This window comes from Helicobacter enhydrae, assembly GCF_001693335.1.
GTDB lineage: Bacteria > Campylobacterota > Campylobacteria > Campylobacterales > Helicobacteraceae > Helicobacter_G > Helicobacter_G enhydrae.
Window position 1 is genome coordinate 977,164 of sequence record NZ_CP016503.1, and the last position, 25,923, is coordinate 1,003,086.

General features: G+C 41.5%; 26 protein-coding genes. 10 read left to right on the forward strand and 16 right to left on the reverse strand.

The annotated features are described in order from the left end of the window. The first annotated feature begins 9 nt into the window (after positions 1–9). Positions 10–417 (forward strand): Fur family transcriptional regulator, encoded by a 408-nt coding sequence (locus tag BBW65_RS04590; RefSeq protein WP_066340378.1) that lies wholly within the window; start codon positions 10–12, stop codon positions 415–417. Here BBW65_RS04590 and rbfA read toward each other — a convergent pair. The 9 genes from rbfA to mobA all read right to left on the reverse strand — a co-directional run bounded on the left by rbfA (position 414) and on the right by mobA (position 9,018). After that, complete coding sequence (rbfA, locus tag BBW65_RS04595; RefSeq protein ID WP_066340380.1) at positions 414–770, reverse strand: 30S ribosome-binding factor RbfA; 357 nt, start codon at positions 768–770, stop codon at positions 414–416. The genes BBW65_RS04590 and rbfA overlap by 4 nt on opposite strands. Beyond that, positions 767–3,337, reverse strand: a complete 2,571-nt coding sequence (gene infB, locus BBW65_RS04600; RefSeq protein WP_066340383.1) for a translation initiation factor IF-2 — start codon at positions 3,335–3,337, stop codon at positions 767–769. Before infB ends, rbfA begins: the two co-directional genes overlap by 4 nt. Continuing rightward, positions 3,325–3,591 (reverse strand): DUF448 domain-containing protein, encoded by a 267-nt coding sequence (locus BBW65_RS08135; RefSeq protein WP_066340385.1) that lies wholly within the window; start codon positions 3,589–3,591, stop codon positions 3,325–3,327. Before BBW65_RS08135 ends, infB begins: the two co-directional genes overlap by 13 nt. Positions 3,592–3,613: 22 nt before the next feature. Then, entirely contained in the window at positions 3,614–4,495 is an 882-nt protein-coding gene (gene thrB / locus BBW65_RS04610) for a homoserine kinase (protein ID WP_066340387.1), read from the reverse strand. A 16-nt stretch (positions 4,496–4,511) separates the two neighbouring features. After that, the gene (locus tag BBW65_RS04615) at positions 4,512–4,991 is read right to left on the reverse strand and encodes a hypothetical protein (protein WP_083986066.1); all 480 of its coding nucleotides are present in this window, start codon (positions 4,989–4,991) and stop codon (positions 4,512–4,514) included. Continuing rightward, positions 4,960–5,865, reverse strand: coding sequence for a UDP-3-O-acyl-N-acetylglucosamine deacetylase (gene lpxC / locus BBW65_RS04620; RefSeq protein WP_066340389.1), 906 nt, complete (start codon positions 5,863–5,865; stop codon positions 4,960–4,962). The genes BBW65_RS04615 and lpxC overlap by 32 nt, the downstream gene beginning before the upstream one ends. Next, positions 5,862–7,253, reverse strand: coding sequence for a M23 family metallopeptidase (locus tag BBW65_RS04625; RefSeq protein ID WP_066340398.1), 1,392 nt, complete (start codon positions 7,251–7,253; stop codon positions 5,862–5,864). The genes lpxC and BBW65_RS04625 overlap by 4 nt, the downstream gene beginning before the upstream one ends. A gap of 102 nt (positions 7,254–7,355) precedes the next feature. Continuing rightward, the gene (flhB, locus tag BBW65_RS04630) at positions 7,356–8,444 is read right to left on the reverse strand and encodes a flagellar biosynthesis protein FlhB (protein ID WP_066340401.1); all 1,089 of its coding nucleotides are present in this window, start codon (positions 8,442–8,444) and stop codon (positions 7,356–7,358) included. Further along, positions 8,437–9,018, reverse strand: coding sequence for a molybdenum cofactor guanylyltransferase MobA (mobA, locus tag BBW65_RS04635; protein ID WP_066340404.1), 582 nt, complete (start codon positions 9,016–9,018; stop codon positions 8,437–8,439). Before mobA ends, flhB begins: the two co-directional genes overlap by 8 nt. 143 nt (positions 9,019–9,161) lie before the next feature. Between mobA and moaA the strand changes: the two genes are divergently transcribed. From moaA to BBW65_RS04660, 5 genes are read left to right on the forward strand one after another with little or no spacing between them, the layout of a single operon-like run. After that, on the forward strand, positions 9,162–10,127 hold the full coding sequence (gene moaA / locus BBW65_RS04640; RefSeq protein ID WP_066340408.1) for a GTP 3',8-cyclase MoaA: 966 nt from the start codon (positions 9,162–9,164) through the stop codon (positions 10,125–10,127). A gap of 50 nt (positions 10,128–10,177) precedes the next feature. Next, the gene (gene mqnE, locus BBW65_RS04645; protein ID WP_066340411.1) at positions 10,178–11,245 is read left to right on the forward strand and encodes an aminofutalosine synthase MqnE; all 1,068 of its coding nucleotides are present in this window, start codon (positions 10,178–10,180) and stop codon (positions 11,243–11,245) included. A 14-nt stretch (positions 11,246–11,259) separates the two neighbouring features. Next, positions 11,260–11,706, forward strand: coding sequence for a phosphoribosyltransferase (locus tag BBW65_RS04650; protein WP_066340413.1), 447 nt, complete (start codon positions 11,260–11,262; stop codon positions 11,704–11,706). Positions 11,707–11,715: 9 nt separating this feature from the next. After that, positions 11,716–12,561, forward strand: coding sequence for a fumarate hydratase (locus tag BBW65_RS04655; protein WP_066340415.1), 846 nt, complete (start codon positions 11,716–11,718; stop codon positions 12,559–12,561). Between the two features lie 9 nt (positions 12,562–12,570). Continuing rightward, a complete protein-coding gene (locus BBW65_RS04660; protein ID WP_066340418.1) occupies positions 12,571–13,137 on the forward strand; it encodes a Fe-S-containing hydro-lyase in 567 nt (188 codons plus the stop codon). Here BBW65_RS04660 and BBW65_RS04665 read toward each other — a convergent pair. From BBW65_RS04665 to tig, 6 genes are read right to left on the reverse strand one after another with little or no spacing between them, the layout of a single operon-like run. Continuing rightward, a complete protein-coding gene (locus BBW65_RS04665) occupies positions 13,134–15,182 on the reverse strand; it encodes a heavy metal translocating P-type ATPase (protein WP_066340425.1) in 2,049 nt (682 codons plus the stop codon). The two genes, BBW65_RS04660 and BBW65_RS04665, sit on opposite strands and share 4 nt — an antisense overlap. 9 nt (positions 15,183–15,191) lie before the next feature. Continuing rightward, entirely contained in the window at positions 15,192–16,697 is a 1,506-nt protein-coding gene (locus BBW65_RS04670; RefSeq protein WP_066340427.1) for a YifB family Mg chelatase-like AAA ATPase, read from the reverse strand. Next, the gene (def, locus tag BBW65_RS04675) at positions 16,694–17,215 is read right to left on the reverse strand and encodes a peptide deformylase (protein ID WP_083986070.1); all 522 of its coding nucleotides are present in this window, start codon (positions 17,213–17,215) and stop codon (positions 16,694–16,696) included. The genes BBW65_RS04670 and def overlap by 4 nt, the downstream gene beginning before the upstream one ends. Continuing rightward, entirely contained in the window at positions 17,212–18,231 is a 1,020-nt protein-coding gene (locus BBW65_RS04680; protein ID WP_066340428.1) for a nucleotidyl cyclase domain-containing protein, read from the reverse strand. Before BBW65_RS04680 ends, def begins: the two co-directional genes overlap by 4 nt. A 41-nt stretch (positions 18,232–18,272) precedes the next feature. After that, on the reverse strand, positions 18,273–18,863 hold the full coding sequence (gene clpP, locus BBW65_RS04685) for an ATP-dependent Clp endopeptidase proteolytic subunit ClpP (protein WP_066340430.1): 591 nt from the start codon (positions 18,861–18,863) through the stop codon (positions 18,273–18,275). Further along, positions 18,863–20,269, reverse strand: coding sequence for a trigger factor (gene tig / locus BBW65_RS04690; protein ID WP_066340432.1), 1,407 nt, complete (start codon positions 20,267–20,269; stop codon positions 18,863–18,865). Before tig ends, clpP begins: the two co-directional genes overlap by 1 nt. Before the next feature lie 126 nt (positions 20,270–20,395). Here tig and fliI point away from each other — a divergent pair, with 126 nt between their 5' ends. The 3 genes from fliI (at position 20,396) to BBW65_RS04705 (ending at position 23,965) form a co-directional block, all read left to right on the forward strand. After that, positions 20,396–21,697 carry a flagellar protein export ATPase FliI gene (fliI, locus tag BBW65_RS04695; RefSeq protein WP_066340435.1) on the forward strand — a complete coding sequence of 434 codons (1,302 nt, stop codon included), beginning with the start codon at positions 20,396–20,398 and terminating at the stop codon, positions 21,695–21,697. 105 nt (positions 21,698–21,802) lie between these two features. Continuing rightward, entirely contained in the window at positions 21,803–22,960 is a 1,158-nt protein-coding gene (locus BBW65_RS04700) for a NifS family cysteine desulfurase (protein WP_066340437.1), read from the forward strand. A gap of 24 nt (positions 22,961–22,984) precedes the next feature. After that, a complete protein-coding gene (locus BBW65_RS04705; protein WP_066340442.1) occupies positions 22,985–23,965 on the forward strand; it encodes an iron-sulfur cluster assembly scaffold protein in 981 nt (326 codons plus the stop codon). A gap of 2 nt (positions 23,966–23,967) precedes the next feature. Here BBW65_RS04705 and wecB read toward each other — a convergent pair whose 3' ends face one another. Then, positions 23,968–25,011 carry a non-hydrolyzing UDP-N-acetylglucosamine 2-epimerase gene (wecB, locus tag BBW65_RS04710; RefSeq protein ID WP_066340445.1) on the reverse strand — a complete coding sequence of 348 codons (1,044 nt, stop codon included), beginning with the start codon at positions 25,009–25,011 and terminating at the stop codon, positions 23,968–23,970. Positions 25,012–25,082: 71 nt separating this feature from the next. Between wecB and BBW65_RS04715 the strand changes: the two genes are divergently transcribed. Beyond that, entirely contained in the window at positions 25,083–25,922 is an 840-nt protein-coding gene (locus tag BBW65_RS04715; RefSeq protein ID WP_066340448.1) for a metal ABC transporter solute-binding protein, Zn/Mn family, read from the forward strand. Position 25,923 lies beyond the last annotated feature (1 nt).

The following is a 25,923-nucleotide window of genomic DNA, read 5'->3' on the forward strand; positions in this document are numbered from 1 at the left end:
AGGTGCAAAATGTCAAAATACGAACAACTTCTTAAAAACACAAATCTCAAAGTCACACCGCAACGCCTCAATATCCTTGAAACCATACAAAACATAGGACACGCGACGATAGAGGAAATTTATGAGCATATCCAACAAAAACACCCATCAATCTCCCTTGCGACAATCTACAAAAATGTTTGCACGCTTTGTGGAGTTGGGGTTTTGCAAGAAATCAAAACTCCATCCAACAAGGCGCGCTATGAAATTTTGCACAACAATCACCCCCATCTTGTATGCACACAATGTGGAATGATTACAGACCTCGACTGCAACCCTCGCGACTTGATTTTCAATCAAAATCTACCCCAACATTTTCAATACTCTGATTTGTCTATTATTTTTTATGGATTATGCCAGCATTGTGCAAGCTGCTAGCTTTTGTCTTTTTCTTGTGCGAGTTGAGCAAAAATCTGATCCAAACGATTTAACCCCTCTAGGCTCTCATCAAATCCAAAAGCAAAATTTGGGCATTTAAACCAACCACTTGCATTCAGCACATATTCTTGCAAAATCCCCTTTGCTTTATTGAGCTCTTTAAGGATTAGAGCCTGTTCTTGCGTTGTGAAATCACTAGGGTGCAACAAAACCTCTGCGTGGTATTTCCCTTTTGAACATCTCACTTGAGTGACGCTCAAAGTGTTGAGATTGGGATTGCTCAAAGTCCCCAAAGCCTCTGTCAAAAGCTCTTGGAGCAAAGCTTGTGAGCGTGCAAGTTTGATGTCTGTCATTTTGTTTGCTTTTTGGCAACTTCTCGGTATGTCTCAAACACATCACCCACCCTCACATCATTGTAGCCCTCAAGCATAATCCCGCACTCATATCCCTTGCTGACTTCTTTTGCATCATCTTTGAAACGCTTGAGCGAGGAGATGGAGCCTGTATGCACAACCACTCCATCGCGGATTAGCCTCACTTTGATTCCACGCTGGATACTTCCATCTACGACAAAGCACCCTGCAATCGTGCCAACTTTGGAAATACTGAAAGTTTCTCTAACTTCAGCTTGTCCCGTGTTTTCTTCCTCAAAGACTGGCGACATCATTCCTCCAACCAATGCCTCCATATCATCAATCAAAGCATAAATGATGGAATAAGTTTTGATCTCAACTTGCAATTCCTTGGCTTTGTTTTTGACAACACCTGTTGGACGCACATTGAATCCCAAAATGACACAATTCTCTGAGGCACTCGCCAAAGAAATATCACTCTCAGAAATGCCTCCGACACCAAAGCCAATGATATGTATCGCCACCTCATCGTTATTGAGTTTCAGCAAACTTGCCTTGATTGCCTCAAGGGAGCCTTGCGTGTCTGCTTTGACAATGACAGGGAGGGATTTGATCTGACCTTTTGCAACCATTTCGCCCAACTCATCGAAGCTGACTTTTGTGCTTTTGCTCAATTCTTTTTGCCTCAAATAACTTGCCTTTTGCATTGCGTGATCGCGCGCAATCCCATCGTTCTCCACACAAATCAAGCTAGAACCAGCACTTGGCACCTCTGATAGTCCTGTCACCACCGCAACGCCCGATGGATAAAGCTCTTTGATTTGATTTCCTCTATCATCAAGCAATGCCCTAACACGCCCAAAAGCCGTATCTGCCACAATCGAATCCCCCACTTTTAAGATTCCATTTTGCACAATCACTGTGGCTACAGGACCTCGCCCTTTTTCCAAGCTTCCCTCCAACACCACAGCTTTGGCTCGTGGAGCGTGATTTGCCCTCAATTCCATCAATTCAGCCTGCACCAAAATCGTTTCTAGCAAAGCCTCCACCCCTTCTCCTGTCCTAGCAGACAATGGGATGAAATCATACTCCCCGCCCCACTCACTCGGAGTGAATCCAAGCTCTGCACACTCTGCTTTTGCTTTGTCTGGATTGGCACTTTCTTTGTCCATTTTGTTGATTGCAATGATGATTTGCACCCCTGCAGCTTTTGCGTGGTTGAGTGCCTCAATCGTTTGTTGCTTGACCCCATCATCAGCTGCCACGACAATCACAGCAATATCTGTCACTTGTGCTCCACGCATTCTCATCTGCGTAAAAGCCTCGTGTCCCGGAGTATCGATAAAAGAAATCATTTTTCCATTTTTTTCAACCATATATGCACCGATGTGTTGAGTGATTCCGCCTGCTTCAACACTTGCCACTCTAGAATTGCGAATATAATCTAGCAATGAGGTTTTCCCGTGATCCACATGCCCCATAATCGTGACAACTGCTGGGCGTTCAAACAACTCCCAATCCTCCTCTTCCTCCACACTCTCCAACTCTGGAACAATATTGGTAAAAGAGACTTGAATGCTAAATTCCTCTGCCAAAATTTCAATCGCATCACGATCTAGAAAATCATTTTTTGTCACCAACACGCCAAGCTTAAACAATGCCCCGATGACCTCTTTGAGCTCGCGACCTGAAATGTCTGCAAACTCATATACGCGTATTTCTTCAGGAATACTGATTTGATTTTGCGTATGTTTCACAACTTGCTGGATCACAGGAGCCCTACGCTTTTTCTTGTCACGCCTGATTCCCCCTTCATTGACCCACTTATTGCGTTTTTGAATCTGCACACGATCGACAATCGCCTGTCGCTTTCTGTTTTCTTCATCTTCATTGACTAGCTCTTGCTCATTGAGATCAAACAGCATCACTTCATCATCATCGCGTTCATCATCAAGACTTCTAAACTCCCGCTCAAAATCCATTTTTTGTTCATTTTGCTTGTGGGAAATATGGACTTTGGGCTTTTCTTTTTTCTTTGACTTTGGCTTATACTCCTCATCTTGTTGCCCGATTCCTTGGAACAAATCTTTGAGACTTGGCATTGCTTGAGTTGTTTTTGTCCCTTCTGTTTCTTGAGGTGTTTTAGGGGTGGCTTTGCTCCCCTTTTTGACGATAGTCAAGCCTATGCGTTTAGAACTCAACTGCTTCTCTTCGTTCTCTACAGATTGAGGGGCTTGTGTTTGTTCTTGTTTGGGCTCCTCTTTTGGCTCACTTGCTGGTGTTTTTTGTTGTGCTTCTTGTTTTGGACTCTTTGCTTTTGTGCTCTTTTTGGGTTTTTTCTCTGGCTCTGCCTCTGCTGGTGGTTTGGTGGTTTTGGATCTTTTTTTGGTTGTTGGGGCAGCACTTGCTTGATTCATCACATAATCACTGATCCGCTCAGCCTCTTCTGCAGTCACGCTTGAACTTGTGGTTTTGACAATGATTCCGATCTCTTTGGCTTTTTCAATCACATCTTTGGGTTTCATTGCAAGATACCCTGCTACTTCTATAATCTTTATTTGTTCCATTGATCTATCATCTCCTTAAGATTTACTTCAGACTCTACTGAGAGCTTCTTAATTTTTGAAATTTTTTTGATTGTCCCCGAATGATTTAGGCATTCTTCGCACACATAAAAGCTTCTCCCAAATCCCTCAAAAACTATGATTTTTCCATCTTTCAAACTCAACCTTAGCATTTTTTTTTGCTGTTCTCTCAATCTGCAACAAATACACATACGCATACTTTTTTCAGAATAAAATTTCAAAGAATGGTGCGTCATATTTTCCTCTGATTATACCAAATTAGCCTTGTTTCAAAACACCCAAATTATCAAACTCTAGGGCTAAAACCCTAAAATTAGGAAATTTATCTGAAAGTTTTTTGAATATTTTTCCTTGATCATCAGCATAGCAAATATTTAAGATACTAGACCCACTTCCTGAAAGTGTGCTTGTCAATGCTCCAAACTCAAGTGCATACCTTTGCACTTCTTGCAAAACAGGGTAAGTTGCGATGCGTTTCCTCTGATGTAACATATCTTTGCTTGCCAAACGCAAAAACTCCCATTTCTCACTCAAAAACACTCCGCTCAAAAAACTAGCGTGAGAAATATTAAACACGCATTCTTCCATTGTGTATTTTTTGGGAAGAATAGAACGGGCGTATTTTGTATTCATAGGTTTATCTGGAATCACAACAACAGCTTTAATATCTCTTGAAATGTTTTCTTTGATATAAAACACCCTCTGTCTATCAAGCATTGAAATCACAAAACCCCCAAAAGTTGCCGGTGCAATATTATCTGGGTGGTTTTCATAAATCAAAGCACGATTCAAAACCGCCCCTCTATCAAGCCTTTTTCCTGCCATCAAATAAGCTCCGCTGATAGCCCCTACAATCGTTGCAGAGCTACTGCCAAGACCCCTTGAGATAGGGATCTTGTTGTCAAATTTAAAATAATAATCCATTTCATCGCAACCCAAACTACGCAAAGTTTCGCGAAAAATCCTCACAAAGAGATTGTTCTCATCTGAACGCAATCGCGTGCTTCCCTCGCCATGGATTTCGACCAAAGTGCGTGTTGCAGGGACAATCTCAAAACGATTGCGAAACTTGAGAGACAAGCCCAAGCAATCAAAACCTGGACCCAAATTTGCACTTGTGGCAGGAACGGTGATAATCAAAGTTTCTCCTTATCGATTAAATAGGTGGTAGCACATACAAAGGCTCATTGTGTGCAGAAAACTTACTCACATCTAGCACTTGAGGCAAAGCAAAATCGCACCCCAAAGCCTCATCAAAAACCTGCAATCCGATCTCCCCGTCTGCATTTTTGACAAAATACTGCTTGCCAAATGCATAGATAGGCGTGCCACCATTAAAATAAAAACTATCCGTAGAAAACACCGGAATCTCATGCACAATCTGCCAAGTTTGCAAAAAAACATGAGTGAGCTTGATAGCTGTAAAGCTACCCGGACCCCTTGCATAAAAAATCTGACCAATAGGCACAGAACGATATTTGTCAAACACTTCTACAAGCCCCTGCATTGTTTTGGATTCAAGCTGCACACTCTCCACCAAAACCCCATCACGATATAATCCGCACAAAAAAGGAGCGGAAACACTAAAGATCACAAGTGCATTGTTATTGTCTTTGCATTGCATAAGCTTGTTCATATTCCTCCACCCTCTCTTCCTCAGAATCTGGCAACTCCACGATTTCATACGCATCAGCTTGAGCCAAAACCTGCATAGTAAGCAAATGATTGAGTTTGTGGCTTCCTGCAAATGAAACATAAGTGCCAATCAAAGGCATTCCTAGAATCGCCATATCCCCAATAGCATCCAAAATCTTATGACGCACAAACTCCTCTTTGTAACGCAACCCCTCTTTGTTCATCACCCCACTCTCATCCAAAACAATGCAATTATGCAATCCTCCGCCCTTAGCTAGTCCCACAGAACGCAAATAATTCACCTCGCTCAAAAAACCAAAAGTCCTAGCCCTGGCGATTTCCTCTTTGTAGGCATTTGTGCTAAACACAAAACGATAACTCTGCTCTTTGATTCCTGGGTGATTGAATTCGATTTTGAAGTCAAATATTGTTTTGGGACTTGGCTCAATACGCACAAACTTCTCTCCATCTTTGACTTCAATCACTTTTTTGATCTCAATCGCTTTTTTGCGAGCATCCAATGCCACCAAACCTGCCTCATCCAACAACGCACAATAAGCAATGGCACTGCCATCCATGATAGGAATCTCTTCATTATCCACGCAAATGAGCAGATTATCAATCCCATAAGCATGGACTGCTGACAACAAATGCTCGATAGTGCTAACCCTCACATCACCTTTGCCCAACACCGTTGCCATCGTCGTATCCACAACATTTTCTGGCTTGAGCTCGATTTGGACATCTTTGTCCGTGCGATAAAACACAATGCCACGATCTGCTGGTAATGGCTCAAGTCGCATTTTGACAGGAACCCCCTTGTGCAACCCAACGCCAACGACCTCAACAGCTTTTTTGATTGTTATTTGTTTCATTGTTTCTCCGAATCTCTAATCATTTTTTCCCCTTTTTGCAAAATCGTCACAATATTGTTTTTGATCCATTTAGCGTCCATCCATTCAGCGATTCTGACAAAATGCCCCTGCACCAACACAGAAAAATGCAAATGATCCCCAAACGCCCAACCTGTCGCACCTGTATAAGCAATCACTTGGTTTTCTTGCACCTGATCCCCTAACCCCAATGCAAATTTAGAGATATGAGAATAAAGCGAAGAGATTCCGAGGCGATGATACAAAATCATCGTGTTTCCATAGAGTCCGAGTTTCTTTTCCAAAACTACCTTTCCCGCATTGGAGGCAATGATAGGGGCGTTTTTGGTGCTTGCCGAATCAAGTCCCATGTGAAAGGAATTGCTGATATTTTGATCTTTGTAAAAATAATGCCTTGAATCCCCAAATGAACCCACCAATTGACCATTTTTGAGAGGATAAAAACGCTCAAACATTACAGGGGCTTTGATCAAAGTATCTGTATCAAAGCTCAAAGACGCCTGATGGATAATGCTTTCATCCTCTTGACGCACTGATTCGTTGAGATACCTAAATCGTTCTTGAGGGGAGTATGAAGCCAAATCTGTTTTGCCCAAAGCTTGAAGCATTCCATCGACTTTTTCAAAATTTTTATCTTGCAATTTGAGGTTTGAGTTGCGATAAGCCTTTGCCCGTTTAACAATGCCGGGGCGATAGATAGTTTTGTTCCCTGCTTTATCGATCGCAACGACAGAAAGGGAGAAAGTTTTGTTTTTGATGGGCCAAGCGATGATTGAAGCAAAATAGCCCTTTCGGATATAAGGAAAAGCCACAAACTCATCAACGCCATTGCTGATATAAAGTCTGTCCAAATTTTCTTCTTTTACAGCAAAAACAAGAGCGGCACTGCCTCCATAATTGATAGCAAATGAGGAAGCCAACATATTGATACTTGGAGACAAAGAATCTAGAGTGATTGCAAAGGTTTTGTAAGAAGTGTTGCCACTGAAAAATGAAGCATTGCTCCAATCTGTCACACTGATGCGATAATGGAGCTTCATCCCCTCATACAACTCAACATTTGGCAATGGCAAAGTGATCTTGAGCTCTTTGGGCTTGTCCAAAACCACTTCTTCAATCTCAAGCACTTTGTCCCCATTTTCCAAAGTCGCCACGATCGTGTATTCTTTGATACCACTTGCATCCCTGAAAACAATAGGCATCGGGAGTTTGGGATTCCAAAAACTCCTTTGATCCAACAAAATCTCTGGTGCGTTGCGTTCAAACACACTAGAGCGACTTGCAAAAAACACAAGTGCGATGATAAAAAGCAAAACAATCAAAACCAACAAGCCTTTGTAATTGCTTTGTTTGCGATAACCACGAATCATTTCAAATCCTAAATTATTGTATTTGATGAGCCAAAATTGATTGTAAATTCAAATTCTATAATCTCTAAACTTCTATAAATCTAATCATAGCAAAAATTATTTTTAAAACTTAAAGCGATTAGCCTTGCCCTGCAAACTCTCCAAACGAATCACCTCTCTAAGCAAAGCAGCCACAGCAGCAAACAAATCATCTTCAATGGGCATATCCACCTCAATCCTTGCATAAAGCTCCCTAGCAAGTGGGGGATTTTCAATCACTTGGATTTCATGTTCTCTAGCGATTGTTTTGATTCTGATTGCCAAATGATCAATCCCTTTTGCGACCACAACAGGCACACCAAATTTTTCTCGATCCTGTGCATCAAATCGCAAAGCCACAGCGTAATGCGTAGGGTTTGTAACGACCACAGACGCACTAGGGATGTTTTGCATCATTCTACTCATAGCGACCTTCATCTGCATCTGGCGGATCTTTTGTTTGATCTCTGGACTTCCTTCTTGTTGCTTATGTTCATCTTTGACTTCTTTTTTGCTCATTTTCAAAGACTTTGTATATTGATACCTTTTGATCATCAAATCCACCAACGCCAAAATTGCAAACAGCACAAGCAAAACACCAATCAAGATCAATGCTTTCTCTTTGAACCAAATCATTTGATTGAAAATATTCAAACGACTGACCTTGCTCAATTCTGACAAAAACAAAACAAACACAGCCAATCCGATTCCAAATGTCAACAAAACTTTCAGAGTGATCATCAAACCCTCCAAAAGCTTCTTGAGAGAAAAAACATTCTTCAGCCCTGTGATGGGGTTGATTTTTGAGAGCTTGGGCATAATAGCCTTGGGGGCAAACAAGAATCCAAACTGAAGCACATTGCCCAAAACCCCAACAAGCATCAACGCTAGAAACATTGGCATCACGAGCAAAAACATCTGCCAAAGAAGAGCAAAGCCTAGATTCAAAACATCTACGACATTGAGCTCTTGCCTCAAGAAAGCCAACACTTGAATATAGATTGCCTGAAAATGCTCGACCCAAAAAGAAAAAAGCAAAAAAATCATAGCAATTCCTGCAATCAATCCGACAAACCCCGTGACTTCAGGACTTTTGGCGACATTGCCCTCCTCTCTAGCCTTGGCGATTTTACGCGAGGAGGGGGCTTCTGTTTTTTCTTCATCATTAGCCATTTGCAATCCTTGCTAGAGCTTGTTGATAATCTTGTGGAGTGTTGAGATTGGCAAACATCGCTTCATCATCAAAAAACACTCCAATATGTCGAGTTTGGCTGACCAAATCAGACATTCTGTAGTTTTGCTGCTTGAGTTGTGCTTGGAGCTTTGGGAGAATCGCCAAATCATAAAATCCACACAAATAATGAGAATGCCCCTGACTCCTTGCAAAAACGATTTCATATTGCTCTAGAAACACAAACATATCACGACAACACGCGATAGAAAAAAATGGAACATCCACGCTAATCACAAAGATTTTTTGACTTTTGAGCGTCTCAAAAGCTGTGTTGATTCCAACCAATGGGGCAAAAATCCCCTGTGGCTCCAAAATCACTCTGGGATCAAGCAAACCATAATGCTCTTTGCACACCAAATAAGTTTCAGCAAAAAGCTGGTGGCATTTTGCATACATATACTCTACTAATGTTTGATGACCAAATTGCAGGAGGGCTTTATTCACGCCCATTCTTGAGCTTTTGCCTCCACACAAAATCACACATGGGATTTCTTGAATCTGCAAGTTTGACAAATACACACCTTTGGATTGTTTTATGTTTCATTAAGCATATCATACGAAAATCATACTTTGCTTCACAAAAAATCAGAATTTTTCGTTATATTTTTATAAACATAATGATTTGATAGGATTTTCTAAAACTAGCAGGAGTTTCAATGCTGATTGATACCTTTGGACGCCAAATCGAATATATACGCGTTTCAGTTACCAAACAATGCAATTTTCGATGTCAATATTGTATGCCAAATACGCCCGATGATTTTACAGATACAAGTTCTCTTGTCCCGCTTGATAAAATGCTTGAGTTTTTAAAAATTGCCATTGACAAAGGAATCAAAAAAATCCGTTTCACCGGAGGTGAGCCTCTATTGCGTCCTGATTTGACTGACTTCATCCAACAAATCCATCATTATGCACCCGAGGTAGAATTGGCACTCACGACAAATGGGTATTTTCTAGAGAAATACGCCCAAAAGCTCAAAGATTCTGGGATCAGAAGGCTCAATATCTCTTTGGATTCCCTTCAAGCACACAAAGTTCAGTTGATTAGCAAAAGAGATGTGTTGCCACAAGTCCTAAAAGGCATCCACACAGCAAAAGAAGTGGGTATCCCTATCAAAATCAATATGGTGCCACTCAAAGGCATCAATGATGATGAGATTGTCGCAATGTTGAATTTCTGCATAGAAAACCACTTCCAAATGCGTTATATCGAGTATATGGAAAACACTCACGCCAATGCAACAATCACAGGACTCAGCGAAGCAGAAATCCTCCAAACAATCTCTCAAGCACATTCTTTTGCTCCACTAGAAAAACACTCTCTTGGTCCTGCAAAAAACTATCAGCTCACCAATGGGGCAGTTTTTGGAATCATTGCACCCCACAATGATGATTTTTGCAAAAGCTGCAATCGTGTGCGTCTCACAAGCGAGGGAGTCATTTGCCCTTGTTTGTATTATCAAGACGCTGTTGAAGTAAGAGATGCTATGCTCTCAGGCGACAAGGCGAAAATGCAAGAAGCTCTACTGCTTTCTGTCAAAAACAAGCCTGAGAAAAACCAATGGGACCACCAAAAGAATGAACATAGTGCAAGAGCGTTTTATTATACAGGTGGATAAATCTGCTAGAATCTCACTTGATTTCATTTTGCAATATCTAAGGAACATATATGGGGCTTTTAGAACAAATCGATAGTGGGGTGGAATTCAGTGCTTCTGAACTTGTCAAACTTTATGATTATGACTTGCTAGAACTAGGAGAGTTTGCAGATCAAAAGCGTCGCAAACTTCATAGCAATAAGGTTTTTTTCAACATCAATCGCCATATCAATCCTAGCAATATTTGTGCTGATGTTTGCAAGTTTTGTGCTTTCTCTGCGAGTCGCAAAAATCCAAATCCCTATGAAATGAATCTTGATGAGATTCTCAAACACACTCAAGAAGCCATCAAAAACGGAGCCAAAGAGGTGCATATTGTCAGCTCCCACTCTCCCAATTACACTTATGAATGGTATTTTTCAATGTTTAAAACTCTCAAAGAAAGCTTCCCATCGCTTCACATCAAAGCAATGACTGCAGCAGAGGTGGATTATTGTTCAAGACGCTTTGGCAAAAGTTATCAAGTCGTCTTGGAGGATATGGCAAAAAATGGAGTGGATTCTATGCCCGGAGGAGGTGCAGAGATTTTTGATGAAGACATCAGAAAAAAACTCTGCCACGGCAAAGTCAAATCGCACGAATGGCTAGAAATCCATTCTTTGTGGCACAAAATGGGACGCTATAGCAATGCTACGATGCTCTTTGGGCATATCGAAAGCCGTTTGCACAGGATTGATCATATTTTGCGTCTCAAACACACACAAAACACCTCTTGCAATGGAGGATTCAATGCCTTTATCCCATTGCTTTATCAAACCCAAAACAATTTTCTCAAAATCCAACAGAGCCCATCTGCCCAAGAAATCCTCAAAACTATCGCCATTGCTAGAATCTTGCTTGATAATATCCCTCACATCAAAGCGTATTGGGCGACTCTTGGACTCAATCTCGCCCTTGTCGCACAAGAATTTGGGGCAGATGACATTGATGGAACGATTCAGGTTGAAAGCATACAATCAAGAGCAGGGGCAAAAAGCTCCAATGGAATCTCTCAAGAAGAGCTTATCTACAAAATCAAAGATGCGGGATTTAGGGCGATTGAGAGAGATAGCCTTTATCGTGAGCTTAATGAATTTTAATCAAAGGAAATCAAATGAAATATTACAGCTATCAAGATTTTTTACAACACGCCAAAGAACTGCACCAACAAATTGACACAAACATTGGGTGCCCTGATGCCATTATTGCCGTTGCTAGGGGGGGCTTAACTCTTGCACATTTTCTTTCTTTGCGTTGGGATTTACGCGAAGTCTATATGCTCAATGCAATATCCTACAATCAAGACAAGCAAGGGGAGTTGGTTGTCAAAAACCTTCCTACAATCCCTGCAGATATACAAAAAGTTTTGATTGTTGATGAAATTGTAGATAGTGGTAAAAGTCTTCAAAAAATTGTAGAGATTTTGAAAAACAATCATCCCAAAGTTGAGTTTTATACAGCTACAATCTTTCAAAAAACAAGTGCAATCATTCAAGCGGATTTTTCAATCCAAGAGCCAACAGATTGGATTGATTTCTTTTGGGAACGCGATATGTTTTAGGAGGAAACAATGAAAGTCATTCACACTCATACCATCACTCAAGAAGTAGCAAAGCTCTGCATCCAAGCTTGTAAAAATGTCACAAAAGATGTGAGCCAAGCATTTGGTGTCGCTTATCAACAAGAAAGCTCAATGCTAGGAAAAGAGATTCTCTCACAACTCATCAAAAACCACCAAATCGCCCAAGAGAAACAAATCCCAATCTGTCAAGATACGGGAATGTGCGTTGTTTTTGTAGATCTGGGACAAGAAGTGCAAATCCAAGGCGGATCGCTCACAGATGCGATTCAGCAAGGCGTTGCACAGGGATACACTCAAGGTTATCTACGCAAATCCATCGTAAGCGATCCTGTGTTTGCACGCAAAAACACCCAAGACAACACTCCTGCGGTGATTCATTACAATATCGTGGAGGGAGATTCTTTGAGCATCACGCTTGCCCCCAAAGGCTTTGGGAGTGAAAACAAAAGTGCATTGCAAATGCTCACTCCTGCACAAGGTTTGGGTGGAATCAAGCAGTTTTTTATCCAAACCCTACAAAATGCAGGACCCAACTCTTGCCCTCCGTTGCTGATTGGCATTGGGATTGGTGGGACAATGGAACAATGTGCAATCCTAGCCAAAAAGGCAGCAGTGCGAGAAATCGGATCGCACAACAAAACCCCAGAATATGCAGAGCTTGAAAATGAACTTGTGTTGATGGCAAATGCACTAGGTATCGGTCCTCAAGGTTTGGGAGGAGACACCACGGTTTTTGGCGTCAATATCGAATGGTATCCCACCCACATCGCTGGATTGCCCGTGGCAATCAACATCAACTGCAATGCCGTGCGACACAAAAGTATCACACTCTAAAGGATTCACATGAAAATCTTACAAGCCCCATTCTCACACGAAGAACTCAAAAACCTGCGTGCAGGCGAATCTGTCTCAATCAATGGGCATTTTTTGGTTGCAAGAGATGCAGCACACAAACGCCTATTTGAATGTATCCAAAACCACCAACAACTCCCTGTCTCCCTACAAGGAGAGTGTGTGTATTATATGGGTCCCTCTCCTGCCAACCCCGGAGAAGTCATCGGATCTGCAGGTCCAACAACTAGCGGAAGAATGGATGTTTATACCCCCACACTTTTAGAGTGTGGTTTGCGCGCTATGATTGGCAAAGGCTACCGCTCACAAGAGGTGATTGATGCGATTGTCAAATATGAGGCAGTGTATTTTGTATGTATTGGCGGAGCTGGAGCGTTGATTTCCCAATCAATCAAAAAATATGAAGTCTTAGCCTACGAAGATTTGGGAGCTGAAGCGATTGCAAGGATTGAAGTAGAAAACTTCCCCTGCATTGTCGCCATTGATTCTAGAGGGAACAATTTCTATTTGCAAGGGCAACAACTTGCCAAATCCCCAATCAATCGCCCCATTCGCTAGACACGCACGATACGGCTTGCATTGAGCAAAGCCAAGAGTGCAACACCCACATCACCAAAGACAGCCTCCCACATTCCTGCCACACCAAACACGCCAAGCACGATAAACACCCCTTTCACACCCAAGGCAAAAACGATATTTTGCACGATGATCTTTTTGGTTTTTTTGGCAATCTCAATGGCTTGAGGGATTTTGCTCAAATCATCATTGACCAAAATGACATCTGCACTCTCTTTGCTCAAATCGCTCCCTGAAATCCCCATAGAAATCCCAATCTCTGCATAATTCAACACCGGTGCATCATTGACACCATCTCCGACAAATGCCGTGATCTTTTGTTTCTTTGAGGCAAATAGATCGAGTTTGTCTTTGGGCAAAAGATCGCCATAGGCTTCCTCAATCCCTAGCTTTTTGGCAATTTTTTGAACAATCTTTGCATTATCGCCGCTAAGCATTGCCACCTCGATCCCCTCACTCTTCAATCGTGCAATCACGGCACTAGCATTTTTTTTGGGTTCATCAGAGATGATGATATGCCCCACATATTTCCCCTCAAGTGCTATATGAATCGCTGTATCTTCTAGCTTGACATCTGGATACTGCACCCCAAAGCTCTCAAGCAGAGCCAAATTTCCGACCAAAATCTTATGCCCGCAACATTGAGCACTGATCCCCATACCTCCCAACTGAGTGTGCTGAATCGGCTGATGTTTCCACTCAAGATCTTTGGCACATTTTTGCAAAGACTGGGCAATGGGGTGATTGGACAAATGCTCTGCACACAATGCAAGTTTGAGCACTTCCAACTCTTGATATTCTCCATAAGGGACGATTTTTACCACTTCAAAAGCCCCCTGTGTCAAAGTGCCAGTTTTATCAAACATCACTTTCTGCACCTTAGCCAAAGCTTCAAGGATATTTGCCCCCTTGATCAAAATGCCATTTTTACTCGCACCCCCAATTCCCCCAAAATATCCCAAAGGCACGCTCAAAACCAATGCACAAGGGCAACTCACCATCACGACAACCAAAGCACGATAAAACCACTCCTCAAAACTTCCAAATCCCAACAATGGAGCAAAGACCACCAAACATACCGCCACAACAAGCACGATAGGGGTATAGATACGCGCAAAAGCTGTGATCATTTTTTCAGTTTTTGCTTTTTTGCCACTAGCATTTGCAATCAAATCGACAATCCCTGCGATTGTGCTGTTTTCATATTTTTGGGTGATACGCACTTCAAGCACCCCAACAAGATTGATACTTCCACCCAAAACACTATCCCCCACGCCCACAAATCTAGGGAGGGATTCTCCATTGAGTGCTTTTTGATCCACTTCACTCTCGCCCTTGCACACAATGCCATCACTTGGGATTTTCTCTCCAGCACGCACGACCACCACATCATCGACCTCTAGATCTTGGGGCATTACTTTTGCAACTTCTCCATTTGCTTGTTTCTTCCACGCAAAAGAGGGGTTGAAATCCATCAAGGCATTGATATTTTTACGCGACTGATGCACAGCCATTCTCTCAAAAAAATCACCAACACGAAAAAACAAAATCACTGCCACCGCCTCAAGATATGCCCCAATGCACACTGCTGAAATAGTTGCAAAAAGCATCAAAAAATGCTCATCAAAAAACTCCTTTGCCAAAATGCGTTTATAAGCCCCCCTAAATACAGGGATCCCAGCTACAACATAAATACAAAACAAAGCAGCATAAGCAAGTGGCTTCATCACCCCACTATGCAGACTCCACACACACAACAAAAACCCAGCAATCAAAGTAGCCAAAAATACAATCTCGCCTGTTTTTTTGCCTTCACTTGATTCTTCCTCAAAGGGAATCAAAGCCACCCCACTCTCAATCTCCTCAATCGCTTTTAGCACGGCAGGAAAATCCGAAGTGTCCAAAAACATCACACCAGAAGCAAAATCAATCCTCACATTCTGCACAAATGCACATTTCCTCAACCCATCTTCCAAAGCATTGGCACAATTTGGGCAATCCAAATGCTTGATATGATATTTTTTCATCCTATTCCTTTATGAAAGCTTCCTATAGCTAAAAGCCTCTAATAAATGAGATTTTTGAATCTGCTCGCTGCCATCCAAATCAGCGATTGTCCGTGCAACTTTTTTGATTTTGTTTGCACCACGATAGCTCAGTGCGAAACGCTCACAAGCACGCTTGAGCAAATCTTGACATTCTTTGTCAAGCTGACAAAATTCTGCGATTTCTTTTTCATTGAGCTTGCCGTTGAATTCTGTCTGCCCTCGCTTTTTCTGTGCGATAAATGCCCCAAACATTTGTTCTTGCATTTGCTTAGAATTCATACCGACACTTTGCTCTTTGAGCTCAGACATCTGCACAAACAAATCGATCCTGTCCAAAAATGGCTCTGACAAGCGATTGCGATAAGCACTGATCTCGCGTTCTTGGCAGCGACAAGATTTGCTAGTGCTTAGTAGATTCCCACAAGGACAAGGATTGAGTGCTCCGACAAACAAAAATGAAGTCGAGTATTTGATCTTGCTTTGCACGCGTGAAACCACTAGAGTTTGATTCTCAAGGGGTTCGCGTAATGCCTCCAAAATATCCTTTTTGAAATGAGGCAACTCATCCAAAAACAGAAGCCCATGGTGTGCAAGGGCGATTTCACCGGGTTTTGCCTGAAGCTTGCTCACAGAACCCAAAATGCTTGATTTGGATGCACTTTGGTGGGGTTCGCGAAAGGGTCGCAATGGAGAATAAGACACACTTTGCCCACCCATAGATTGCACTTTGGCACACTCAATCATTTCCTCCAAACTCATCGGTGGGAGCAAGTAACGCATTCTTTTGGCAATCATACTTTTGCCACATCCCGGACTCCCCTCAAAAATGATATTGTGGAATCCACTCACCGCAATCAAGCTCGCACGCTTAGCAACCTCCTGCCCCAAAACATCGACAAAATCCAACTCAAAATCTTGCAAATAGTAATAATGGTTTTGATTGACTTCAACAAATGGATAGGAGACTTCCAGCCTCTGATATGGCACCCCCTCTTGCATCGTAATCATCTGCAATGCCTCATTTAGGTTTTTGGCAAAATACAGATTTAGTGAAGGAATAAAAGCAAAAACCTCCTCCCCTCCACTAGGCAAAATCACTTTGGCATTGGGTCGCTCAAGTGCAATTTGCAACAATAGTGGATAAATATTGTCTTGATGTTTCAAGCTCCCATCAAGCCCAAGCTCACCAAAAGCAAACCACTCTTCTTGCAACGATTGTTTGTGCAATGCCCCCAAAAGTGCGATAGGCAAATCAAAATGCGTCCCGCTCTTTGGCAAATCTGACGGGGAGAGATTGAGGGTGAATTTCATCGGTGGGAGCTTGATGTCAAAATGAGACAAGGCAGACTGGACGCGATGCTTTGCCTCTTGGATTGAATGGCTCACAAGTCCTGTGATATTGAAGCTAGGTAGCCCTCTTGCAAAGCCACCCTCCACTTCAACAATCTTTGCACCATTCTCATAAAATGTGGCACAAAAAATTGTGTTAATCATTTCTTTTGACGCTCTTTTTGGATGCGTCTAAGCTCTTTTTCGAACTTTTTACGCTTGAGGATAGAGAGGCGATCAACAAACAAAATGCCCTCCAAATGATCCATTTCGTGCTGAATCGCAACAGCCAAATAACCCTTTGCCTCTAGTGTCTGCTGCTTCCCGTAGCGATCTTGATAAACAATCTTGATATGCTCAAAACGCAAGACATCTTCATAAAAATCAGGAACAGACAAACACCCCTCTGTGAAATAAATCTCTCCACTCTTTTCTACAATGCGAGGGTTGATGATCTCAAACAAATCCTCTTTGTATTGCTTCTGATCTTCGCGTGGAATATTGACAAGTAAGATTCTTTTTGAGACCCCCACCTGTATCCCAGCAAGACCCACTCCATTATTAGTTATCATTGTCTCATACATATCATCCAAAAGTTGATGCAGACTTGAATCAAACACATCCACTTCTTGGGATATTGTCTTGAGCATAGGATCTGGATAATGCAAAATAGGCAAAATCACATTCTTTCCTCAGCTTTATAATCCCTCTCTTCACAAAACGCCTCATCTAGCAAACGATTGGCATTTGCAATACACTCTTGCACTCCACAAACATTGGTAGATGTGAAAACCCCTGCACACATTTTGAGCTTGACTTCATCGCCATTGAGAAAAATACTGCTCTCCTTAGCAGAATCCAAAATCTCCTGCATTTTTTTCACCACTTCTGCACTCTCAATATACTTGACAAACACCACAAAACGCCCATTTCCATAATAGCAAATCGGCTCTTTTCCTTTTAGGTATTTCAAAAACAACTTCGCTGCAGAGCGGATAGCAATCTTCACAAATTCTTTGCTTTTCAAATCAAGCAAAAAATGCTTAGAGAAACCAAATGCCACAAAAGTCGAGCTTTTGGAGATTTGATCCAACAACTCTTTTTCACGCATACACAAAGAAACAAAATATCGTTTGTTATAAACTCCGTATTGCGTATCATACAAAGTGTTTTCATTTACAGCTTGAATATTCTTGGCTATTCTTTCAAACACCTCACGCATTTGCATCAACTGGTCTTGAGTGTTTTTCTGCACATTTTCCAAATCTTGCACAAAAAGCTGGACAGCATTTTGAAAAGTTGATGGATTCTCAATCGCTAGAATTGCATCGGAACGCTTTTGCACGATCTGTTGAGCAAGGATTAGATTCTGATAAATGTCTTTGGTGATTTCCAAAATGCTTTTCATATTTTTGAATCCATCACGCACACTGATCTCAAACTCAAGCAGTCGCGTTTCGCTTTCGTGTGTCAAACTTGCGATCTTTTGGATGAACTCTTTGTATTCTGGATCATCTGTATCGTTTGCCAATTTGTCAAAATAAGCCTCAAAATTTTGAGGGAACAAAGGAATGTCTTGTTTTTCCAATTCGGAAATTACATTTTTTGCAATCTCATTTGTCTTGTGTGCAATTTTTTCATTTTTTTGCCTTGTGTCTTCCTCAATCTCTCCCAAAAAATTTTTATCAGCTTGCGACATCATTCACCTCACTATTGCAATCTATCCACCCACAAATTATGTCAGTTGAGTCTATTGTACTCCAAAACCATATCAATAAGCCCATATTCTTTTGACTCTTGTGCGCTCATAAAAAAATCTCTCTCTGTATCTTGCTGAATCTTTTCCAACTTTTGTCCTGTATTTTTTGCCAAAATCTTGTTGAGCGAAGTTTTGAGTCTCAAAATCTCTTGAGCTTGGATTTGAATGTCTGTTGCCTGACCCCTTGCCCCACCCAAAGGCTGATGAATCATAATGCGACTATTGGGCAAAGAATAGCGTTTGCCTTTGGTTCCACAGCTCAACAAAAATGCCCCCATTGATGCGGCTTGTCCGATACAAATCGTGCAAATATCAGGACGCACATAATTCATCGTATCATAAATGCTCAACCCACTTGTGATCACGCCGCCCGGTGAGTTGATATACAGATAAATATCTTTTTGTGGATCTTCTGCTTCCAAAAACAGCAGTTGAGCCACGATTGAGGAAGCTAGTTCATCGCAAATCTCTCCACTCAATAGCACAATGCGATCTTTCAAAAGGCGTGAATAGATATCATAGCTTCTCTCACCCCTCCCAGTTTTTTCAATTACATAAGGTATGTAATTCATTATTTTTCCTTTGTTGCCTTGGCTTTTTGTGTGGTCGAGGTGCTGCTTTTGGTTTTTGGTTTTTTCTCTGTGCTTTTTGCAGGTTGAGATTCTGCTGTTTCTTGTGAAACACTTAGAGCATATTTCTCATCAAGCAACATCACCAAAAAGCGATCTTGCAACATTGCCATTTTAACCGCTGGCAACAAATTGTTTTTTTGGTAAAACTCAAGAATCTGCTTAGGATTTTGCCCAGACATCATCGCCTCATAATAAATAGTTTGCATCACTTCATTATCCTGTATCTGCAAACCAAACTCTCTTGTCGCCAAATCAACAATGAAAGTCATTTTGACGCTTTTTTGAGCCTCTTCTTCAAACTCTTTGCGTTTTGATTCGATAGCTTTGCTGTCTTTTTGGAATGCCTCAAGCTCTTCTTGAGAAAGTGTGCGTGCATAGTTATTGAGCAAAATATTCATTTCTTGTTCAACAATCAAATCAGGCAAATCAAAATGGATTGTTTCCAAAATTTTCTCTACTAGTTTTGGCTTCAATTCTTGATTATAGGCTTGTTGTTTTGCTTCATTGATAAGTTGTTGCTTGATTTCTTCTTTCAATTTTGACAATGTGGCGTCTTCTTGTTGTAATAGTTTTTGTGCCAATGCGTCATCAAGCACCACAGCGTCTTTGGTTTTGATTGCATTGAGTTTAACTTTGAAAACAGCAGGTTTGTCTGCCAAATCCTTTGCTGGATATTCTTTGGGGAAAGTGACCTCGATGTCTTTTTCCTCGCCTTTTTTCATCCCTATGAGTTGATCTTCAAACCCTGCGATAAACTGCCCACTTCCAATCAACAAATCAAAGCCCTCAGCTTTGCCTCCATCAAAAGCTTTGCCATCCACAAACCCCTCAAAATCAATATTTGCAGTGTGATCCTTTGCAAGTTTGACTGATGATTTGGCTTCCACAAGTGGTGCATTATGCTTTGCGATTTCATCAAGTCTCTCATCAATCTCTTTCAAGCTTGGTGCTTTGATTTTCACGCTAGGAACGCAAGATTTGAGTTTGGACAAATCAATCTTGGGAGCAATGCTCATTTTGAACTCAACATTAATGTCTTGATTTACTTTTTCAAACTTCGTAATAGAGGGATTACCCAAAATTTTATCCTCATTGACCTCCAATTCCTTAAGCACATCTTGAAAACTCGCACGCACAACTTCTTGCTCCACATCTTGCTGGATCTGTGCCCCAAAACGCTGCTTCACCATACTAAGTGGCACTTTGCCCTTCCTAAAGCCACTGACACTCACAAGCTTTGTGTATTTCTTGCAAATCTCCTCATATTTCTTATCAACCACTTGTGATGGTATCACACCTGACGCAATAGCATTTGCCTCGTTGATTCTTTCTACTTTCAGACTCATATTCTTCCTTCATTACAAAATTTCAAGTTACAATTTCGTGAAATTCTAACAAAATTATTTTCATTTTTAAAAGCCTAAGCTTTTTATTGCAAGAAAGCGAAGCATAATTTTAGCCAAGGATGACTGATGCCCTTTTCTATATTAAAAGACAAATTAAAGCATTCTCGCCCAAACCTCTCCCCATCATTTGGCATTTTGACCTCCGTAGAACCAACCACTTTGATCGCTGAAGGACTTAATCCCTGTATTGGTGATATTGTCAGAATCGAAGCCAAACAAACTAGCACACTAGGTATCGTTGGCACGATTACAGAAAATCATTTCTCTATCACTCCTTTTTCTTTTGTCGAAGGGCATCGCAATGGTGACAAAGTTTATTTGCAAAAAACAGGTTTGCAAATCCCCGTAGGAGAGGAGCTCTTGGGACGCGTCATCAATCCATTGGGTGAAGCAATCGATGGCAAAGGGGAATTGGGCTGTATTGACCACACCCCTATTATGAAACCACCCCTAAGTGCAATGCAAAGGGGAATCATTGATGAAGTGTTTGATGTTGGGATCAAAAGCATCAATGGACTTTTGAGCGTGGGTAAGGGGCAAAAAATCGGCATTTTTGCAGGAAGTGGTGTGGGCAAATCCACTCTTATGGGTATGATTGTGCGTGGCTCCAAAGCACCTATCAAAATCATCGCTCTGATTGGGGAACGCGGTAGAGAGGTGCCAGAATTCATTCAAAAAAACCTAAAAGGAAATCTAGACAACACCGTTTTGATTGTTGCCACAAGTGATGATTCTCCGCTGATGAGAAAATATGGTGCCTTTAGTGCAATGGCGATTGCAGAATACTTCCAAAATTTAGGGCAAGATGTTCTTTTGATTATGGATTCTCTGACGCGTTTTGCAATGGCACAAAGAGAGATCGGTTTGGCACTAGGTGAGCCCCCCACAACAAAAGGCTACCCTCCATCAACACTCACACTCCTTCCACAATTAATGGAGCGTGCGGGGAAACTTGAAGGCAAAGGAGCGATCACAGCGTTTTTTACCATTTTGGTGGAAGGCGATGATTTGAGCGATCCAATCGCTGATCAAAGTCGCAGTATTCTTGATGGACATTTTGTCTTGAGTCGAGAGATGACAGATTTTGGGATTTATCCTCCCCTCAACATCACGCAATCTGCCTCAAGAGTGATGGGGGATATTATTGACACTCCCCACAAACAAGCGGCACAAAAATTTCGCAAACTCTATTCGATTCTCAAAGAAAATGAAGTATTGATCCGTATTGGAGCTTACCAAAAGGGCAATGATGCCGAGCTTGATGAAGCAATCGACAAAAAGGAATGGCTAGAAAATTTTCTCAAACAAGATTCTGAAGAGCAAATAGATTTTGAACAAACCAAACAAAAGCTTTTGGAGATTTTTTAATTTTTAAGACAATTATTATTTTTTGTTGGGTATAAGGTCAAAGGTTTAATTTTATTTAATTTTTTAACAAAATTGTTCGTTTATGTGACAAATTAAGGAGTATGAATGCAGGCATATTTAGATAATAATGCAACGACCAAAGTTGATCCAAAGGTGATGGATTTGATGTTGCCATATTTTTGCGAAAAGTATGGCAATCCAAGCTCTTTGCACAGGCTTGGGACAGAAGTTCATCCCGCTATTTCTGAATCCCTTGACAAGCTCTATGCAGGAATTGGTGCTAGAGATGAAGACAATGTCATCATCACTTCTTGCTCCACAGAATCCAACAACTGGGTTCTCAAAGGAGTGTATTTCGATGAAATTTTGGGCAAACACAAAAATCATATCATCACCACAGAGGTTGAGCATCCTGCAGTGCGTAGCACTTGTGCGTTTTTGGAAACCCTTGGGGTTGAAGTGACATATTTGTCCATCAATGAAGATGCAAGAATTACCGCACAACAAGTCAAAGAAGCTATCACAGATAGGACTGCCCTAGTGAGCGTGATGTGGGCAAACAATGAGACAGGGATCATTTTTCCGATTCAAGAAATTGGTGAGATTTGCAAAGAAAAAGGAGTTTTATTCCACACTGACGCCGTTCAAGCGATTGGGAAAATCCCTGTTGATGTGATCAAAGCAAATGTAGATTTTCTTTCTTTTTCTGCCCACAAATTTCACGGACCAAAAGGCATTGGTGGGCTATACATTCGCAATGGCGTCAAGCTCACCCCTCTTTTTCACGGAGGGGAGCATATGGGTGGGCATAGAAGTGGCACTTTGAATGTCCCATATATTGTTGGAATGGGCGAAGCTATGAAACTTGCCGTAGATGGACTTGAATATGAAAATACGATTGTGAGAGCTTTGCGAGATCGTCTTGAAGATGCGATTTTGCAAAATGATGAGATTTTGGTTGTGGGCAAAAAAGAGCTCAAAGTGCCAAATACGATTCTTACAAGTATCAGAGGAATTGAGGGTGAGGCAATGCTATGGGATCTCAACAAAGCAGGGATTTCAGCCTCAACGGGCAGTGCGTGTGCCAGTGAAGATTTGGAGGCAAATCCCGTGATGTCTGCAATCGGAGCAGACAAAGAACTAGCACACACTGCGATTAGGTTTTCTCTCTCTCGTTTCAACACTCAAGAAGAGATTGATTACACAATCAAAGTCTTCAATCAATCAATCAAACGCTTGAGAGAGATTTCTAGCACATATTAATCAAATTATCATAAAGGATTCAAAATGGGTAAAAGTGAATTGGTTGGCGGAGCATTGTGGGATGCTTATAGCAACAAAGTAGCACAAAGAATGGACAATCCAACTTACCTTGGCGTGATTACACAAGAAGAAGCGGATGCAAAAAACGCAAAACTCATCATCGCAGACTATGGTGCAGAATCTTGTGGAGATGCAGTGCGTCTGTATTGGTTGGTCGATCAAAACGATGTCATCATCGAGGGAAAATTCAAAAGTTTTGGATGTGGCACAGCGATTGCAAGTAGCGATATGATGGTGGAGCTTTGCGTGGGCAAAACCGTGCAAGAAGCAGTAAAAATCACCAATCTTGATGTCGAAAAAGCACTGAGAGATGATCCTGACACACCTGCCGTGCCGGGTCAAAAAATGCACTGCTCTGTAATGGCTTATGATGTCATCAAAAAGGCAGCCTCTATCTATCTTGGCAAAGATATGGAAGATTTTGAAAGTGAGATTATTGTTTGTGAATGTGCAAGAGTTAGCCTAAGCACAATCAAAGAGGTGATTCGCCTCAATGACCTCAAAAGTGTGGAAGAAATCACAAACTACACAAAAGCAGGTGCATTTTGCAAAAGCTGTGTCAAAGCCGGAGGACACGAAGCCAAAGAATACTATCTTGTAGATATTTTGCGTGATACGCGTCTTGAAATGGAAACAGAAAATCTCAAAGAAAATGCAGAAAAAGTAGAGATTGGAGATCTAAGTTTTGAAGAAATGACAATCGTGCAAAAAAGCAAGGCGATTGACAAAATGATTGATTTGCACATTCGTCCGATGCTCTTAATGGATGGCGGAGATTTGGAAATCATCGATGTCCAAAATGCTCAAGATGGCTTGACAGATGTTTTTATCCGCTACAAAGGTGCGTGTCACGGCTGTGCTTCAGCAAGCACGGGGACACTTTATGCGATCGAACACACCTTGCACGAACACCTTAGCCCCCAAATCCGTGTCTTGCCGGTTTGATCTTATCTGATATTTGCCTTGAGTGTTGATAAGATCCTATCGACACTCTTGCCACCACCATACAAATCAAGTGGGGCAACTTGTAGCCCTAGCATCCGTTGATATGCTTGTGGCAAAGTTTCATTGCCAAGCAAAATACTCGCTTGTTTCTGCACCAACTCCATCCACTCGCTACAATCTCGCAAAACTAGGCAAGGCTTCCCTGCAAAAAAAGCTTCTTTTTGCAATCCCCCACTATCTGTGATCACAGCTTTGGCATTCTGCAACAACCACAACATCTCAAAATACCCTTGAGGAGGAAGCATTACGCAATTAGTAGGGATTGTCAAATCAAAGGTTTGAATCTTGTGCAATGTTCTTGGATGTAATGGCAAAACAATCTGCTCTTGCAATTCCCCCAATCCTTGAAGCAAAAACTCTAGTCTCTGCCTATCATCAACATTGCTCTGACGATGCATAGTGCATACGACAAAATCCCCACTTGTTTCCAATCCATCCGGACAAATGGCTGATTTGCTATAGAATCTAAAAGCATCCTCCATCACATCGCCACCCCAATACGCACATCCTTTGCCCCTATCCCCCCAAAATCCCTCCAACTTCAAGTTATTCAGAGCAATCTCTGTAGGTGCAAACAAAAAATCAGCAATGCGATCTGTAAGAACGCGATTGATTTCTTCAGGCATTTGCATATCATAGCTTCTAAGCCCTGCCTCTATATGCACCAGTAGCTTTTTACGCTCTTTGGCATACAGAGCACCAGCCAAAGTAGAAGTCGTATCTCCATAAACCAACACAGCATCAAAATCACAATCTGCCAATTCTTTTTTGAGTGCCTCAAGCATAGCCCCCAAACTAACGCTTTTGAGGTGATAATGGGGTGGATTGATTTGCAAGGTTTCAAAAAACACAGAGCTCATCATATCATCGCAATGCTGTCCTGTATGCACCAAAATCTCCTCAATGCCATAATGTTGAAACTGCTTTTGCATCACAGAGTGCTTGATAAATTGTGGGCGTGCCCCAACGATATTTAAAAGACGCATAAAACCTCCAAAAAAATAGAGTAAAATTTTAGCAATCATTACTTGAAAAATTACAAAAGTTGGAATATCAAATGAGAACGATACTTTTAGCCATCACTATTTTTGGTAGCCTATTGTCAAAGCCGATTGTTTCTGTGACAATCCCCCCACAAGCGTATTTTGTATATCAAATTGCCCAAGATAGTGTCCAAATCAACACACTCATTCCTCAAGGCAATGATCCCCATACTTTTGAATTCAAACCCCAAAATCTCACCAAACTCAATCAAAGCGATCTTTATCTGACCATTGGTTTAGAATTTGAAAAGATTTGGATTCCCAAAATCCACGATAACTTCCCCAACCTCTCCATTGTATCCATCACAAAAGGCATACACTTCATCACACACGAAGAAACACGCCATCATCACAAAAACGAAGACAACGATGAAGAGCAAGATCCTCACATTTGGTTAAGCCCAATCATTGCCAAAACTTTGGCACAAAATATTGCAGACATTTTGATTGAGAAATATCCACAAAACAAAGACCTCTACACAGCCAATCTCCAAAGATTTCTCAAAAAAATCAACACTCTGCACCAAAACATCACGCAAAAACTATCCTCTATCCCCTCACGCTATTTCATCGTCTATCATCCATCGTGGAGTTATTTTGCTCAAGCCTACCATCTACATCAAATCCCTATCGAACTACAAGGCAAAGAGCCAAAACCCAGACAGCTCAACCAACTCATCCAAATCGCCAAACAACACAATGTCCGCACAATCTTTGTGCAAAATGGATTTTCAACCCGATCTGCACAAACAATCGCAAAATCCTGTGGTGCCAAAGTCTTTGTCACAGATCCCCTAGCCTATGATTGGGAAGCTGAATTACTCAAGATTGCCGATGAACTCGCAGGGCAATAAT